This window comes from Bacillus sp. FSL R5-0512 (assembly GCF_038593295.1).
GTDB lineage: Bacteria > Bacillota > Bacilli > Bacillales > Bacillaceae > Bacillus > Bacillus safensis.
Map to the genome: position 1 here is coordinate 1,979,965 of NZ_CP151982.1, position 16,074 is coordinate 1,996,038.

A 16,074-nucleotide genomic window follows, 5' to 3' on the forward strand; every position below is an offset into this window, starting at 1 on the left:
AAAGGAAGTTCATGTCACTTGTTTAATGAAGGTATTTGGATCTTATTTGCGATCATTAATTTTATCATTGTTCTTCTATTTTATAAAGGATTTGGCAAGATGGGCCTTTTCGTCTGGATTGGCTTTGCGACGGTTGCTGCAAATTTACAAGTGGTCAAAACCGTTGAATTGTTTGGCTTAACGGCAACACTTGGAAACATTTTATACGGCAGTGTATTCTTTGCAACGGACGTATTGAATGAAAAATACGGACAAAATGAAGCGAGAAAAGCTGTCTGGATTGGTTTTGCCACTCTTTTAACACTAACCGTTGTCATGCAGGAGGCTTTACTTTTCCATCCCGCTCCATCCGACATTTCTCAAACATCCCTGGAAACCATTTTTGGCTTTATGCCAAGGGTCGCACTTGGCAGTCTTGCTGCTTATATCATCAGTCAAATGTTAGATGTTTATGTATATTCGTTTATTCGCCGGATATTTCCTTCCGATGGTGCGCTCTGGGTGCGCAACGCTGGAAGTACGATGATCAGCCAGCTGCTTGATACACTGATCTTCACAACAATTGCCTTTCTTGGCACCTATCCATTTCATGTATGGATCGAAATCTTCATCACGACTTATGTGATTAAATTTATCGTCGCCGCGATTGCGACACCATACGCGTATGCAGCGAAAAAAATGGTTCCGCTTGATGAAAGGGTGAAATAAATTGCCAGCTGAAATATACATTGATGGTGCTAGCGCAGGTAATCCGGGTCCTTCTGGCATCGGTATTTTCATTAAATATGATGGAAAGGCAGAATCTTTCTCGATTCCTCTTGGATCAATGAGCAATCACGAAGCAGAATTTTCCGCTCTCATTGAAGGGATGAAAATCTGCGTAGAAAAAGGACTGCGATCCGTTTCGTTTCGAACAGATTCACAGGTAGTTGACCGTGCAGCCAATGCAGGATTTGCTAAAAATCCAGCCTTTCAGCATTTTATAAAAGAGATGATCGAGCTTCAAAGCCAGTTTGATTTATTTTTCATTAAGTGGATTCCAAGCAAGGAAAATCAAGTAGCTGATCAGCTCGCTAGAAAAGCGATTCACCTTTCTAAAGGATGAATCGCTTTTTTTCGGTTATGCTAATGTATGAGGTGATACTGATTGGATAAAGAAAATAAAGGTCGTGTCACAAATGGGACAACGCCTCAAGGTGATGCGCAAACAAAAGATAAGCAGCCACTATCTCAGCTCGAAAATAGAGCGAAGAAAAGCAATACAAAAAGATGAATGTAGGGATCAGCTTAGCTGATCTCTATTTTACTTAACCGATTCACCATCGGTTCAATTCCTTTGATTTGATGGTATCGCAGCATGGCAGCAGCCCGTTCTTGATTGATGTTCACCTTCGTCTCATCTATTGGACAGCTCAGCGGGACATCACATTTGATCTCTGCCAATAAACGGGAAAGCTTCAAATCTTCTAATCCTGCTTGCATTTTCTTTTGCTGGGCAGCCGTTAGTTCATGAACATTTTCTAATAATCCGTCAATGGTTTGATATGTTTGAATAAATTTTAATGCTGTTTTTTCGCCGATTCCTTTGACGCCTGGGTAATTATCACTTGAATCCCCCATAAGTGCTTTCATATCGATCAGCGCCTTTGGAGAGATGCCCATTTCCTCTTCAAATAAAGCTTTAGTATAATGTTTATAGTTCCCGATTCCTTTTTGCATTAGAGCAACCGTCACTTGTTCATTCAATATTTGCAGCAAATCTCTGTCCCCAGTTAGGACAGTCACACGTGCTTCATTCTGATAGACTGCCGCCAGCGTGCCGATACAATCATCTGCCTCAAAGCCCTTTATACCAACGTTTACAATTCCTAGTTCTTCTGTCGCTTCCTTTGCTAAATCGAATTGCGGAATGAGCTCGACAGGTGCCTCTCCTCGATTTGCTTTATAATCTTGAAACAATTCATTTCGGTATGTTTGGCTTCCCATATCCCAGCAGCAAACAATATGGGTTGGCTCAAATGTCTGAACAGCGGTTAATAAATGCTTCAAATAGCCATTTACTCCATTCGTCGGGACACCGTGATCATTTATCATAAAATTTCGATGGACAGCCGTTGCATAAAACGATCTGAATAGAAGCGCCATGCCATCAACAAGCAATACGTGTTTATTCATTCTTATAAACTCCCTTTTTCAAAACAATACTCCTATTCTATCATAGAACATAGAATTCGACATAAAAAAGGCGCCTTCTTCTTTTGGAAAAGAAGTGGCACCTGGGGATTACTTTTGACCGTATTGCATTTTTTTCGATTCTGCTTCTGCGTAGGACGGCATCTCTTTTTGTTTAGGGTGACGCTCATCCTGCTTTTTTGCATGCTGTTTTTTTTCCATCATCATTCCCCTTTCTCGGTTCACTTGTTAAGATGACCAAAAAAGAGAAAGTTACTCTTTACTTCTGTTTTCGTTCGACATACTCCCTGACCATATCAATCGTGACATGCTTACGCAGCGGAACAATTCCGCCTCGTGCAAGCTCATTCATCTTCGAAGTAATTTCATTGATCTCGTCAGTTGTAAATGGCTCGTTTTGCTCACACTTCAAAACAGCAGTCTCTATTGCCTGCTCTCTTTTCTGCTCAAGCGCAAGAAACGATTTGATATGAGCATTCTGTTTTTGTGAATGTGCGGAAATTTCTTCGTGTACGCTCGTCATTTTTTATCAACTGCTTTCTTTTTTATATAGTCTATCATGAATCAAATGGTTTTCAACTGGTTCTTCCATTCATTTGTTTGCTTGTATACTTGTTCTATCATCGCCTGCTCTTTCGCATCTGTCGTTAAGCTCATGATAAATGTTTGTTTTTGTTCACTCAGCTGCTTAAGCGCTTCTGTTTCATATCTTTCAGTAAAGGTCTTCACCATCATATCGTATCTGCTCTGTAATTCTTCTTTTTCTTTATCTGCCCATTTCGTCGTTAATTGGAAAAGGACATCTCGAATCGCTTCAATAAACGCTGCCTTCCCGTTCTGTTCAAAGAAAGCTTTCGCTGATTTTTGCTTCTTTAAGAGCGGCTCAAACGGCGTCAGGTCCGCTTCCACTTCAATCTGTTTCAGTTCGGCATTTTTCTGATCTGGCGGCGACAGCCGGAGAGAAAAGTAAGGATCTTCTGCACACGCAGCCTGTAATCCTTTCTCCCACTCCTCTTTGAAATATTGAGTGATAAACGATTCCATTCGAATATCAAGCGCTTTTATCTCCTGTACAAATTCAAATTCATAATCCTTTAGCGCCTGTTCAAGCGCTTTTTTCAACTCCTGTCTGAAGTCCCCTTGAGATATTCCAGGATAAAAGGCTGTCTTTAACAGATCATTTGCATAAAGTGACAAGCGCTGAACAATGTGGTAAAGCTGTTCGTGCAAGTCCTTTTTCACACTTTCTGTTACTAACTTAGATCGTTTAATATGACTCATATGATCAACGATCGCTTCATAGGATGAGTCTATCTTTTTCTTTTCTGCTTGCTTTTCATCTTCCGACTGATGCAGCGTCTCATGCAGCTTGTCAACTGTTCTACATAATGTACTGGCTTCAAAATACAGAAGCTCAATCGCATCTTTCGTTAATTCTTCCTCAATAAAATAGTCGAGCTGTGTTCTAAGCTGTGCATACTGGTTATAAGGCGACTGTCCCTTTCCTTCGATCTCTTCCTTACTCGATACGTGATGAAGGTTTGGATGCCGGATACCTTCTTTTGTGAGCTCATTTTTCACATAGTCAAAGACGGTTTCAAGCTCTGTTTGATCCTTTGCGAGGTCAGCTGCATTGATAATAAAAAACATTTTATCCATGCTAAATGAATCTTTTACAAGCCCGAGTTTACGTAAAAATGACCGGTCTGCTTTTGAGAAAGAATGCTGGTAGTAAGTTAAATAAAGAAGGGCATCAGCGTCCTTCATATATTGAAAGGCAATCTCTGTGTGACGTTTATTCATACTGCTGGCGCCTGGTGTATCAACAATCGTCAGTCCTTTATCTGTTAAAGGTGTACTTAAATAGACCGTCACTTCCTTCACCACACAAGAAACAGCCTCTTCAGCCACATATGGCTTTAATTCTTGCAGGGTGACATTGAGCGGCGTTTGTTTTTGAATCGAATCACGGAACTTTTCATGAGCGTTTAAAAAATGGTCAACAATGATGCGGTGATCCTGTTCAAGCTCTCTTTTTTTCAGCGTCCGCTCGAGTTTCGCTTGAAACGTATCTCCCTTTTCTTCTGTTATAGAAAACCCGAGAATTTGATCGAGCTCCTCTAATATTTCCTGCTCGGTTTTGAACACCACTTTCACACTTTCATGCGGATAGTCTTCTGTCGGCCGCGTCAGCTTATTGATCGTGGCCGTCGTTGGTGTAGGAGATGATGGCAGCACCTTTCTCCCAACAAGGGCATTGGCAAACGAAGATTTCCCCGAACTAAAAGCACCGAATAAGGCGAGTGTAAATTCCTTCGCTTGCAGCCGCTTTGTTCGTTTTTCAAAGGACTTTCTTTGAGACCCAAGCGCGTTTAATGGCATTAAAATTTGAGAAAGCTGCTCAAACTGGTCAATCGACTGCGCTGTCGGGATATGCTGTGATTGTCGCATTTGATCAAGCTCTGTCTGCTGCTGATTTTCTTTTTCGCTTTCTTCGGTATGAGTTGATGTTTGATTCTGATTTAGCTCGTCATGCTGCATCCGGTGTTTTTTCACATAAAACCAATCTTCTTCGATCTGCTCATTTGTTCCGTTTTGCCATATATCCCATACATGCTCAATATCTTTTCTGATGTGATCATTTTTTTCCATGCATTGCTCCAGCGCTTGGAGCTCCTGTGCTGCCCGGGTCCATTTTTCTTGGTGCTTTCCCTCTTCATTCATGAGCTGGGTTTTCAGCATCTCGGTCATTTGTTCAATCAATGGTATTGCTTTCTGTTTCGTCTGTCTTTTCAGTGCTTCACCCGCATCTTTTGCATATTGCAAAACGTATTCATTTGAAAATGTCGCACCGTGATGGATCACGTTTTCAAGCAGTGATTCTTCTACAGGTGTTTCAAATGCCATCACTTGATTTAATAGCTCTTCACCAAGCTGATGTTTCTTGACTTCTTTTTTGAGCAGCTCAGCAATATGCCAGTCTACTTCTGCTTTCATTCTTGCTTTGACATCTGCTAAGAACTCGTTCGCCCGCTTTTCTTTTTCCTGCTCGGTTTTATTTTTAGCGAACAGCAGACCTACCTTAAAGCCAGGTGCTTTCGATTCAATATAATCACTTGCGAGCTCCCTCATTTTAAATGGGGTTAGATTTGCATTTTTTAAAATGTTCTCGACTTCAGAAGACACTTCATCTTCTAACTGTTTTGCTCCATTTTCAATGAAGCTGCTTCTCGCTTCAAGTTCCTTCACTTCTTTTCTTTTTTCTTGAAGCTGTAAATCCAGATCCTCTTCCTGCAGCTCTTCTTTTAATGAGTCAATATGTTCTTTTAAAACATGCTCTATTTTCTGCTCGGTATAGGCGCGAAGCGATGCTTTCGGCAATGTTTGTAATTCTTGCAGTTTCTCGATTAAACGAATCATTTCGTTTCTTGGATGCGACTCATCGGTTACAGATGTAAAGTATAGATGTTCTTCTTCAATGCCTTCTTTTTGAAGCATATCAACTACTTGATTTTTGTAGTCTTCAAATGCTGTCTCATGCTCATCATGTCGATCGACTTGATTGACGATGAAATAAAGATTTGGCACTTTCTCTTTAATGGAGCGAATGAAACGAATGTTTTCTTCAGAATGAACATGGTTGTAATGAACGACATAAAAAAGAGCATCTGCTTGATGAAGAATAGACGCAGCAGATAAAAAGTGAGCATGATCCGTTGAATCAATTCCGGGCGTATCAATCACTGCCACCTTTTCTTCCAGTCCTCTATAGTCCCCGCTAATTTCCACCATTTCAATCTGTTCTCCATCCTTACAAAAACGCTGAACTGCTTCTTTATCATAAGAACCGCTCATTTTTGCAAAACGGCCATCTGAGGTGTGAAGCTTCACTTCACTCTCCCCTTTCCTCACGACGACCAAGTTTGCACTTGTTGGAATTGGACTCGTTGGCAGGATGTGATCATGAAGCAGATGATTCACAAGTGATGACTTTCCAGCTGAATAGTGGCCGGTAAATGCGATATACACTTCTTCTTCAGCTTCCTTTTTGATAATCGATGCAAGTTTGGCTGCGCGTTCATGATCATCCCTTTTGAGAAGGCTTTGATATAAAGCACCTGTAGTTTGAACGAGCGAATCTCGAATAGACAAGTCTTTCATGACGATAAACCCCTTTGTTTTTAGAAAAGTCAGTTATGTATGTGATACCATTTTACACAAAATGAAGAGATTTTTCTTCTGATCTAAGGAAATAAAAAAATCTGCTGCCCGATCAGTCGCAATTGACTGCGATCAGGAAGCAGATTTTTTAGAAACACCTTTTAATACGAAGCCAATTAATAGGCTGTATACACAGACCGTACCGAGTAAGAAAACCATTGTCATGTGATCACCGTCCATCCTTCGTGATTGAGAATGCTTATCATTAATGAAAGTGTATCACAATTGATAATGATTTTCAATATTAATTTAACAAATACTGATTGAGCGCTTTCTCTTCTGTTTGAATTCTCACAGCCATCATCCATGCATTTAAACATGTGAACAAAATGGCGGTAAAATAAGCATTAAATAAAAGCGGGATCAGCATAAGCTCAATCGCCACCACGACATAGTTAGGATGCTTTAACCAGCGATAAGGTCCTTTTTTCACCATCATCGCATTTGGTACAACTAAAATCTTTGTATTCCAATACGTCCCAAGAGAACATAATGCCCAGTATCGAATCAACTGTGTGGCCAGCAGGAAAACGAGAAGCACAAGAAAATAGCGAGACGGCGGCCTGTTTAACCCCCATACCTCAACCATAAGTGAGAGAAAAAAGCCCGCATGCATAGCGACCATATAAGGATAATGACTTGCACCAAATTCAATGGCACCGATCGCTTTTACTTTCTTTTCATTTCTTTTAGCCACAAGCATTTCAATAAGCCGCTGACAAACGAAGAAACCAATGACGAGCCAAATGATCATGATAAGACCTCCTCCCATTTCATGAGCAGCAGCTCTGAGGAAAAGCCCGGACCAAGCGCTCCGCAAAGACCCATATCTCCCGCTTCAGCGGATTGATGTTCAAGATAATGTTTGATCACATACAAAACTGTGGCAGAGGACATATTCCCGTGTTGTTTAAGTACCTCTTTTGATGAAAAAAGTTGATCCTCTTGTAAGGATAGACTTTCAATATAGGCATCAATCACTTTTTTTCCTCCAGGATGGGCAAGAAAAACTGATAGGTCTTCTGCCGAATACCCTTGCTGCTCTAAAAATTGATCGACTTGCTCTTTTAACCAGCCTGAAATAATGGAAGGAATGTCACGGGAGAAAATAACCCGAAAGCCGTCACTTGTAAATTCCCATCCCATCACATCCTCAGACTCTTTCATTGTGACGGATTGTGTACCAATCACTCTAGGAACTGTTTTTAGATCGGCGTATTCAGATACACCTTTTTCTCCAGTTAAGAGTACCGCTGCTGTCCCGTCTCCGAACAAAGATGTCCCGATTAAATTGCTTTTTGATTGATCTTGCGGCTGGAAAGTTAAACTGCACAGTTCACAGGCGACAACCAGCACCTTTGCTTCTGGAAATGCCCTTATGTATTCGTAAGCCCGGGACAACCCTGCCGCTCCGCCCCCGCACCCTAATCCCCAGATCGGCACTCGTTTCGTATAAGGCGAAAAAGGAAGAACATTCATCAGTTTTGCATCAAGACTTGGTGTCGAAAGTCCGGTGCTTGAAATAAAAAACAATGCATCGATCTCTTCAAACGGAATCGGTTTTTTCAGGAACGCCTTCTCATGAAGACAGTGTATGACCGCTTCTTTTGCATGAGCCAATGCTTTTTCCAAATAGAGATTGTTTTTCTCCTCAAAAGAGTGGTGCGTCTGATACCATTCAATTGGCTGCACAAACTGTCTGCTCTCGATTTCTCCGTTTTGAAAAGCTCTCAGCAGCCGGTCGATATCTTTAAACGATCGTTTAAATTGGGATCTAGCAAAATCAGCCGCCTTTTTTTGATCCACATGATGTTTTGGCAGACTCGTTCCAACAGAAAGAATGTACGCCATCGGCTTCACCTCTTTTTTCGATTAATATCCCCTATCGAAAAAAGGATATACATGCCAAAACGTCACAATTCAGTCAAAATATTTTCCTCCGGCTAACTTTTTGTCTTGACGACAATTGATAAATATTGGATAATATAGGTGAAAACATGATGTAGTTTTCCTCCTTCACAGGTTCGTTCTAAGCCAAGCGAACCTGCTTTTTTTATGCAAAAAAACACCTCTAAAAGAGAAGTGTTCAGAACGTAGACACCCCCCCTTTACTTATACAACACTTTCATACGGAATCTCCCTTTCGCTTCGAATTAATGGTCAAATCTGCTGCTATTTTAGCGTATAAATATTAAGGTTTCGATCATTATTCAGAATGATTTCATTTAAACATGAATGGATCACCTTTTTTTGCTGATCAACACAAAATAATATCCATAAATTCCCAATTTATTTGAATTTTCTATATAAAAAGGATTTTTTCCACTATATATTTAATCAATATGAGTACCAGGAAAAACAGTGAAAAAAGAAAGAATCTACAACATGGTTCGGCTCAAAATTTAATTGACTGGAGTGATTGTAATGAAAAAGGTTTCCAAAAAAAAGACACCCTACAACACGATACTTCTCTCAAAGGTAATTGGTTTAGTGCTTCTTACACTGTTTCTCTTTTTTATCTGGGATATGTCTAAACCCCATTTGCAGGCGACAAATGGGCAAGCAAAAAATGCTGCCAGCAGTGACTTCCGTGACACAAGCATCAGTCTGAAAGCAAAAGATCAGTCTACAAGAACATTGGATACACATTTTAAGACCAATCCAAACCAACAGGCAACGAATAAAACAGTCTTTTTAACATTTGATGATGGTCCTTCTGCTACATCAAATCAGCTGTTAAATGTATTAAAAGCACATCACGTGAAGGCGACGTTCTTCATGCTTGGACCGCAAATCCAAGCACACCAATCAGCTGTGAAAAGACTTTATCAAGAAGGACATCAATTAGGTCTTCATGGCATGACGCATGATATAAACCTCTTTTATCAGAACAGCGAGTCTCCAGCAAATGAAATGAGAGAAGCTCAGCGTATTCTTGCCTCTGTTACAGGCGTCTACAGCCGTCTTGTAAGAACCCCCTTTGGCAGTGTTCCAAATTTAACATATCATCAAAAAGTACGTTTAAACCAAAATGGCTTTATTTACTGGGACTGGACGATTGATAGTCTTGACTGGAGATATAAAAACGCACAATATGTTCCAGAGGTATTGAATCAATTGCAAATGTTTGAGAAAAATAAACCATGGGAACCAAAAGTTATATTAATGCATGATCAACCCTCTACCACAAACTATTTAGATAGCCTGATTATACAGCTAAAAGCAAGGGGCTATACATTTGCAGTCATTAACGAAACAATGCCGCCGGTACAACATTAATAGTGCTAATCACAAAAAGCCCGTATCCAAAAGATGCGGGCTTTCAGCTTGTAGACAAACCCTCACACGCTCCTTCCTAGGATCCTAGGACTTCAAAGGTTTTTTATCAAGCTAAAAAGAAGACAAAGAGCTAAAATAAAAGGTCATTTTAGCTCTTTGTCCATAATCTGAACCCCCTCTCCAAGAGAGGGGTTTACATAACAGATTGCTTAGGTTCTTCTACCAGGTCATGCCCGGCTTCTTTTTTAAAAGGAATCATGTGATAAATAATATGAAGCAAAATAGCGGTAAAGCTTCCGGCCACAATGCCGTTACTTGTTAATAATTTAATCGAATCTGGCAGATGCTCAAACATTTGCGGTACGACAGTAACTCCTAAGCCGATTCCCACGGAGCAAGCGACGATCAGCAAGTTCTCCTGCTTTGCAAAGTCCACGCGCGAGAGCATTTTAATACCGTATGCAATGACCATGCCAAACATGGCAACCATTGCACCGCCAAGGACTGACTTTGGAATAATCGTCGTAAAGGCAGCGATCTTAGGAAAAAGACCAAATAACATGAGCAATGCTCCTGTTACAACAATGACTTGGTTTTTCTTGACTCCTGTTAACTGGATCAATCCAACGTTTTGCGAGTAGGCTGTGTATGGAAAAGCATTAAAGATTCCGCCTAATAACACAGCAATCCCCTCTGCCCGATAGCCTTTAGCCAAATCCTTCTCTTTTAATGACCGGTTTGTTAAATCACCTAGTGCGAAATAAACGCCTGTTGATTCGACTAATGACACAATCGCAACTAACGTCATGGTCATGATCGGTGCAAATTCAAAGGTCGGCATGCCAAAATAAAATGGCTCAATCATGCGGAAAACCTGGGCTTTTGCCACCTCAGCTGTCTCCACTTTCCCCATAAACGCAGCAACTGCTGTCCCAAGAAGAATACCGATTAAAATGGCGATCGCCTTCATAAACCCTTTCGTGAACCGATAGAGCAGTACAATGATAAACAGCACAAGGAAAGCGAGCCCTAGATTTTCAAAAGAACCATAATCCGCACTTCCTTCTCCTCCTGCCATATTATTCATCGCTACAGGAATGAGGGTGATACCAATAATAGTGACGACAGAACCTGTGACAACAGGCGGGAAAAATTTCACAAGCTTCCCAAAGAAAAAAGAAAGAAGAATGACGATACACCCAGAAGCGATAATACTTCCATAGATAGACGAAATGCCATACTTAGAGCCAATCGCAATCATAGGAGAAACCGCAGTAAATGTACAGCCTAATACGACAGGCAGACCGATCCCAAAGAAGCGGTTTTTCCATACTTGAAGCAATGTGGCAGCCCCGCACATGAAAATATCCGCCGAGATTAAGTAAGTCAGCTGTGCAGGCGTGAGCCCGAGCGCATCTCCAACAATGAGCGGCACAAGAACAGCACCGGCATACATCGCCAGCACATGCTGAATACCCAGTGAGAGCGTTTTGACTTTTTTAGCGGTACTCATGATTGTACCTCCCGTACAAACGTGACTTTCCCTTCCTCAAGTGATTCAATACGTGCGAGGGACTCAACGCGGTAGCCCATTTGCACAAGCGCATTTCTTCCAGGCTGGAATGATTTTTCGATGACAATGCCAAATCCGGCTACTTTTGCCTTCGCCTGCTTTGCAATTGCAGCAAGTCCTTTCGCAGCTTCACCATTCGCTAAAAAGTCATCGATGATTAACACACAATCATTTTCACTAAGATGCGTATTTGAGACAGCAATCGTGCTTTCTACTTTTTTCGTAAAAGAGTACACACTGGCTGTTAACAGGTTATCCGTTAATGTGAGTGATTGACGTTTTCTTGCAAACACAACAGGTACTTGAAGAGCAAGCCCAGCCATCACAGCAGGTGCGATGCCAGAAGATTCGATTGTGATGATTTTTGTAATGCCATCGTGCTTAAATAATCTAGCAAACTCTTGCCCGATCTCATGCATTAACACAGGATCAATTTGGTGATTTAAAAAAGCATCTACTTTTAACACTTGATTTGACAGAACGATTCCCTCGTTCTCAATTTTTTGACGTAACAATTCCATCATTCTTCCCCCTAGCATAATTGGCAAACATTCAATTTTTGGCATAAAAAAAGCATTGCTGTCCATGAGGAGCAAGCAATGCGAAAACGATCAACGGATCTTCAGCTCAAACAAGAGCTGTTTCATTTTGCTCACTCATAGTCGGACCTTATCGGTGTCCGGTAGAAACTTGCGTGCCATCATCACGCGATTATATGAGTGTTATAGTGTTCAAATTATAACAAGATTTCAGACGCTTGGAAAGCATTTTTCTAGAAAAATACCGAACTTAAATAATAGATCAGAACAAAATGTTCGTTTTTAGAATATTCAAGCATCAAAAAAGCACCCCTCTCATGAAAGGGTGCCCTTCTTTTATGATAAATACAGTTTTGTATATTTATCTGTTAAGTAGTCAATTAAATATTGAACATTTAATTCTTCGCCTGTTGCATCTTGAATGATTTCAGATGGCTTTTTCCGTTTTCCATGCTGGTGAACATGTTCCGTCAGCCATTCTTTTATCGGTGCAAAAGACCCATTTTGAATAAGCTCATCAAAATTTGGTAAATCTTTAATCATTTGCTGCTTTAATTGCGCTGCATACATATAACCAAGAGCATATGAAGGGAAATATCCAAAGCTTCCATCAGACCAGTGAACATCCTGCAAGATACCGAGTGCATCATTAGGAGGCGTAATGCCAAGATACGCTTGATATTTTTCATTCCAAAGTGCAGGCAGATCTTCAACTGCTACTTCTTCATTGAAAATCGCTTTCTCAATTTCATAGCGGATGATAATGTGAAGCGGATACGTCAGTTCATCGGCTTCAATTCGAATGTAAGTCGGCTTCGATTCATTCACTGCATGCACAAAGTCTTCTAAAGAAACATCTTTAAATTGCTCAGGAGAAGCTTCTTGCAGCTTTTGATAATACGTTTTCCAGAAATCTTCGTGTCTGCCGATAAAGTTCTCAAAGAAAAGAGACTGTGATTCATGGATTCCCATCGAAGTCCCATCACATAAAAGTGTTCCGCTCAGTGCTTCATCAATGTTTTGCTCATAGATCGCATGACCACATTCATGAATCGTTCCAAAGATCGCCATTCGAAAATCATGCTCATCATAACGGGTCGTCACACGTACATCGCCTCTGCTTAACGTTACAGCAAATGGATGAATTGTTGTATCCAGGCGGCCTGCGTCAAAGTCATATCCTAATTCTTTTAAGAAAAAGAGACTCAATTCCTTTTGTTTATCGATTGGGAAGCTTTTCGATAAAAATGAAGTATCCGGCTTATTAGGTGAGGCTTCGATTTTTTTCACAAGAGGAACAATAGCGTCACGAAGTGCACCAAACTTTTGATCAAGCTGTTCAACCGTCATATCTGGCTCATAGTTATTGAGCAGCACATCATAAGGCGTTTTTTTCACGCCCCAATATTGGATGAAACGCTTGTTAAAGTCAATAAGCTGTTTTAAGTATGGTGCAAAGAGTGAAAAGTCTGATTTCTCCCTTGCTTCTACCCAAACATGCTCCGCTTTTGATTGTAAAATCGAGTATTCTTTAAATTCTTCTTTCGGAATTTTACTGTTTTCATCATACTCTTTTTGTGATAATTCGAGCGCCTTCTGTGTATCTTTTGACAGCTCATCTCGATGTTTGTTTAATGCGTGAAGAAGATCTCTCATTTCGTCAGAAGTCTTCATATTAAAAATATCAGTTGATAATTGACCGATCGTTTCAGCTCTAAAATCCGCACTTTTTTTAGGTGCTTGTGTTCTAGAGTCCCAGTAAAGTAAATGGAGCGCCTCTGTATAATGGGCGATTTTCCCTAGTAATTGATAAAACGCTTTCTCAGTTGCTTCAAGACTCATGCGTTTGTTCCCCCAATCAATAAAATATGTATGTACGTTTCAAGGCTACTTCAATGAATGTTCTTTTGTCAATGAAAAAGGAGGATACACCGTGGTATCCTCCTCATTTGCAAGTTTTCAGCTATTTAAGATGTGATGATGGGCTTCACTGGCAGGACGGATTCAATTTTACTTTGAAGCTTAGTATCTTCTTTACGATCAAAGTAAATATGAATGCTTCCTGCGTCTTGGCTTGTCCGGATCAGTCTTCCGATACCTTGGCGTAAGCGAAGCAGCATATACGGAAGGTCAACTTCAGCATGTGCATCCTTTGCTTCATTCCGTTTCGCTTCAAATACCGGATCATGCGGCGGATAAGGAAGTCCCCAGATGATCACATTCGTTAATGATTGACCTGGAATATCAAGCCCTTCCCACAGATGAACAGAGCATAACACGGATGTTTCATCTGCTTGGAACTTTTGAACAATCGTGCTGATTTCCTCGTCTCCCTCAAAATATACGTCAAACGGCAGTGATTCATTTGCTGCTTCAAGTTGTTTTCTAAAGAAATGAAGTTCATCAAATGAAGGGAAGAGAATCAGAGATCGTCCTCCATTTTCTTTCAGCTGAGTGATCACTTGCTGTGCTTTTGCCTCTTGCTCAGCGAGCTGCTGAATTCCATGGAAATAAATCTTCATTTGTTCATCGTAATCATACGGCGAAGCGACACTCATTGATAAGTAATCTTTAATCCCAAGACTTTCAGCTAAATAATCAAAGGATTGATTCTCAGACAATGTAGCGGAAGAGAAAATATATGGTCTTTTTTGCGAGAATACTTTTTCGCCAAGCACCTCTGCAACCGTCTTTGGCATCACAACAAATGTTGTATCTAATTCCTGTTTTTCCAGCCAGCTAATGGCATTTTTTTGATAAAGCGATAAAGAGTACGCCATTTGTTCAATGTATTCTTCCACAACAGATAATTCGTATTGATCGATCGTATACATCTCAGATTCAAACACGAGCGCTTCTCCGATTTTTTCAAGCAAGTCACACAATTCACTTGCAGAACGCTTCACCTCATCGACACGCCCAATTTCAAGCCGGTGCGAGCCTTTGACTTCTTTGGCATGTGTTTTTAAGAGATAAAAGAACTCATCGTTTGTTGCAAGTGCATCTTCAACAAGCTCTGCAAATTCTTCGCGTATGTCGTTTTGCAAAAGACGTTCCAAAAATGTTTCGAGCGTTGATTGCTTCACTCGGTACGTTAACGCTTTTTGTGCGGCAAACTCGAGAAGATGTCCCTCATCAAATACGACGGAGCTATGCTCAGGAAGCAGCGGAAGCTGGCCCTCACGTTTCCGGGATTCCTTCGTCCACACATGCTCCATGTAAAAATCATGTGAACAGATGATGAGGTCTGTCGCTTTCCGGTAATGATCTCTTGATAAATTCAAACCACAGCGATGACGCATATCGCACGTCAGGCAGTCCTGAAACGAATCATAGCCAATTCGTGACCATTCATCATTTGATAACTCTGGATACTCTTTTCGATCGCCATACGGATAAAAGGTTTGCATGCCATGTGATTCATGAACAAATGAAGGCAGTGATTCATAAATATCGAGCCACTTTTCATCATCTTCACGCTGCATCGTTTTCTCCAGCTTCTTTAAGCATAAATATTGATCATGCGATTTACTTAATCTCGCATCTATTTGAATATCAAGGTGATTGGCAATTTTATAGATATCACCTTCTTGTTTAACGAGCTGTTCAATTAACGTTTCGTCTGCACATGCAATAATCGCAGGCTTCCCTGTATACCTTGCATATGTGACGGCAAATAATAGATAGACGATAGTTTTGCCTGTGCCTACCCCAGCTTCGGCAAACATCACACTTTTTTCTTTAAAGGCTCTTTCTAGTTGAAAAGCCATAAATATTTGTTCATCTCGAAGATCAAAGCCCTTTTCTGGCAAAATGTCATAAAACACATCACCAATCCAGTTGCCCAGTTCTTCGTAAAAATTGTGTTCTTTTGATAATGAAAAAGGCAAACGAGATGCTGTCACCTGCTTCAACCCCCAACTTTTGAATCATTCAGACATTCAATAGTACCATTTACGCTGGGGAAAAACAATCTTTTTTTATGAGCGCAGGCGATGTTGATAGCTTTCCTTCATTAAAAATGCATGCTCAGAACGTTCTATGTATGCCTGAGCCAGCGCCAAATCTTCGATGGCTGCCGTAAGCTGAGCAGATTGTCCACCTTCATGCCCTTCTATTTCTTGAGCAGTCGAATTGAGTGCTTTTTGGATTAACTGAATTTGATCATAATGAATCATGAAGACACCTCTTTTTTTAAAATCAAGTTCAGTTTATTCCGCCACGCGAGGAGTTATACCTTTTCAGCATAAAAAAGCCGCACCTTTTTTC

15 protein-coding genes and 1 riboswitch are annotated in these 16,074 nt (G+C 40.6%); of the genes, 4 read left to right on the plus strand and 11 right to left on the minus strand.

Annotation, left to right across the window (positions count from 1 at the left end; translation table 11 throughout):
• Nucleotides 1–18: 18 nt before the first annotated feature.
• From NSQ25_RS10015 to NSQ25_RS10025, 3 genes are read left to right on the plus strand one after another with little or no spacing between them, the layout of a single operon-like run.
• Nucleotides 19–708, plus strand: coding sequence for a queuosine precursor transporter (locus tag NSQ25_RS10015; protein ID WP_024422750.1), 690 nt, complete (start codon nt 19–21; stop codon nt 706–708).
• A gap of 1 nt (nt 709) precedes the next feature.
• The gene (locus tag NSQ25_RS10020; protein WP_041109559.1) at nt 710–1,105 is read left to right on the plus strand and encodes a reverse transcriptase-like protein; all 396 of its coding nucleotides are present in this window, start codon (nt 710–712) and stop codon (nt 1,103–1,105) included.
• Between the two features lie 42 nt (nt 1,106–1,147).
• Complete coding sequence (locus NSQ25_RS10025; RefSeq protein ID WP_003215584.1) at nt 1,148–1,273, plus strand: hypothetical protein; 126 nt, start codon at nt 1,148–1,150, stop codon at nt 1,271–1,273.
• A gap of 14 nt (nt 1,274–1,287) precedes the next feature.
• Here the strand turns inward: NSQ25_RS10025 and NSQ25_RS10030 are convergent, their stop codons facing one another.
• The 6 genes from NSQ25_RS10030 to NSQ25_RS10055 form a co-directional block, all read right to left on the minus strand.
• Complete coding sequence (locus tag NSQ25_RS10030) at nt 1,288–2,175, minus strand: 5'-3' exonuclease (protein ID WP_024428128.1); 888 nt, start codon at nt 2,173–2,175, stop codon at nt 1,288–1,290.
• A gap of 277 nt (nt 2,176–2,452) precedes the next feature.
• The gene (locus NSQ25_RS10035; protein ID WP_024422753.1) at nt 2,453–2,716 is read right to left on the minus strand and encodes a YpbS family protein; all 264 of its coding nucleotides are present in this window, start codon (nt 2,714–2,716) and stop codon (nt 2,453–2,455) included.
• Between the two features lie 41 nt (nt 2,717–2,757).
• Nucleotides 2,758–6,354 (minus strand): dynamin family protein, encoded by a 3,597-nt coding sequence (locus NSQ25_RS10040; protein WP_214755546.1) that lies wholly within the window; start codon nt 6,352–6,354, stop codon nt 2,758–2,760.
• Between the two features lie 132 nt (nt 6,355–6,486).
• On the minus strand, nt 6,487–6,594 hold the full coding sequence (fbpC, locus tag NSQ25_RS10045; RefSeq protein ID WP_306299200.1) for a Fur-regulated basic protein FbpC: 108 nt from the start codon (nt 6,592–6,594) through the stop codon (nt 6,487–6,489).
• Between the two features lie 64 nt (nt 6,595–6,658).
• On the minus strand, nt 6,659–7,168 hold the full coding sequence (locus NSQ25_RS10050) for an isoprenylcysteine carboxylmethyltransferase family protein (protein ID WP_065214709.1): 510 nt from the start codon (nt 7,166–7,168) through the stop codon (nt 6,659–6,661).
• Nucleotides 7,165–8,265 carry a 3-oxoacyl-[acyl-carrier-protein] synthase III C-terminal domain-containing protein gene (locus NSQ25_RS10055; protein WP_034280500.1) on the minus strand — a complete coding sequence of 367 codons (1,101 nt, stop codon included), beginning with the start codon at nt 8,263–8,265 and terminating at the stop codon, nt 7,165–7,167. The genes NSQ25_RS10050 and NSQ25_RS10055 overlap by 4 nt, the downstream gene beginning before the upstream one ends.
• A gap of 573 nt (nt 8,266–8,838) precedes the next feature.
• Here NSQ25_RS10055 and NSQ25_RS10060 point away from each other — a divergent pair.
• Nucleotides 8,839–9,693 (plus strand): polysaccharide deacetylase family protein, encoded by an 855-nt coding sequence (locus tag NSQ25_RS10060; RefSeq protein ID WP_081124520.1) that lies wholly within the window; start codon nt 8,839–8,841, stop codon nt 9,691–9,693.
• 193 nt (nt 9,694–9,886) lie between these two features.
• Here NSQ25_RS10060 and pbuX read toward each other — a convergent pair whose 3' ends face one another.
• The 5 genes from pbuX to NSQ25_RS10085 all read right to left on the minus strand — a co-directional run bounded on the left by pbuX (nt 9,887) and on the right by NSQ25_RS10085 (nt 15,983).
• Nucleotides 9,887–11,206 carry a xanthine permease PbuX gene (pbuX, locus tag NSQ25_RS10065; RefSeq protein WP_034280495.1) on the minus strand — a complete coding sequence of 440 codons (1,320 nt, stop codon included), beginning with the start codon at nt 11,204–11,206 and terminating at the stop codon, nt 9,887–9,889.
• On the minus strand, nt 11,203–11,787 hold the full coding sequence (gene xpt / locus NSQ25_RS10070) for a xanthine phosphoribosyltransferase (protein ID WP_024422759.1): 585 nt from the start codon (nt 11,785–11,787) through the stop codon (nt 11,203–11,205). The genes pbuX and xpt overlap by 4 nt, the downstream gene beginning before the upstream one ends.
• 118 nt (nt 11,788–11,905) lie before the next feature.
• Nucleotides 11,906–12,005: riboswitch (purine riboswitch) on the minus strand.
• Nucleotides 12,006–12,141: 136 nt separating this feature from the next.
• Nucleotides 12,142–13,647: a carboxypeptidase M32 gene (locus NSQ25_RS10075; protein WP_305933693.1), complete on the minus strand. Its 1,506-nt coding sequence runs from the start codon at nt 13,645–13,647 to the stop codon at nt 12,142–12,144.
• Nucleotides 13,648–13,772: 125 nt separating this feature from the next.
• Nucleotides 13,773–15,710, minus strand: coding sequence for an ATP-dependent DNA helicase (locus tag NSQ25_RS10080; RefSeq protein WP_034280490.1), 1,938 nt, complete (start codon nt 15,708–15,710; stop codon nt 13,773–13,775).
• Between the two features lie 75 nt (nt 15,711–15,785).
• On the minus strand, nt 15,786–15,983 hold the full coding sequence (locus tag NSQ25_RS10085; RefSeq protein WP_024428119.1) for a hypothetical protein: 198 nt from the start codon (nt 15,981–15,983) through the stop codon (nt 15,786–15,788).
• Nucleotides 15,984–16,074: the final 91 nt, after the last annotated feature.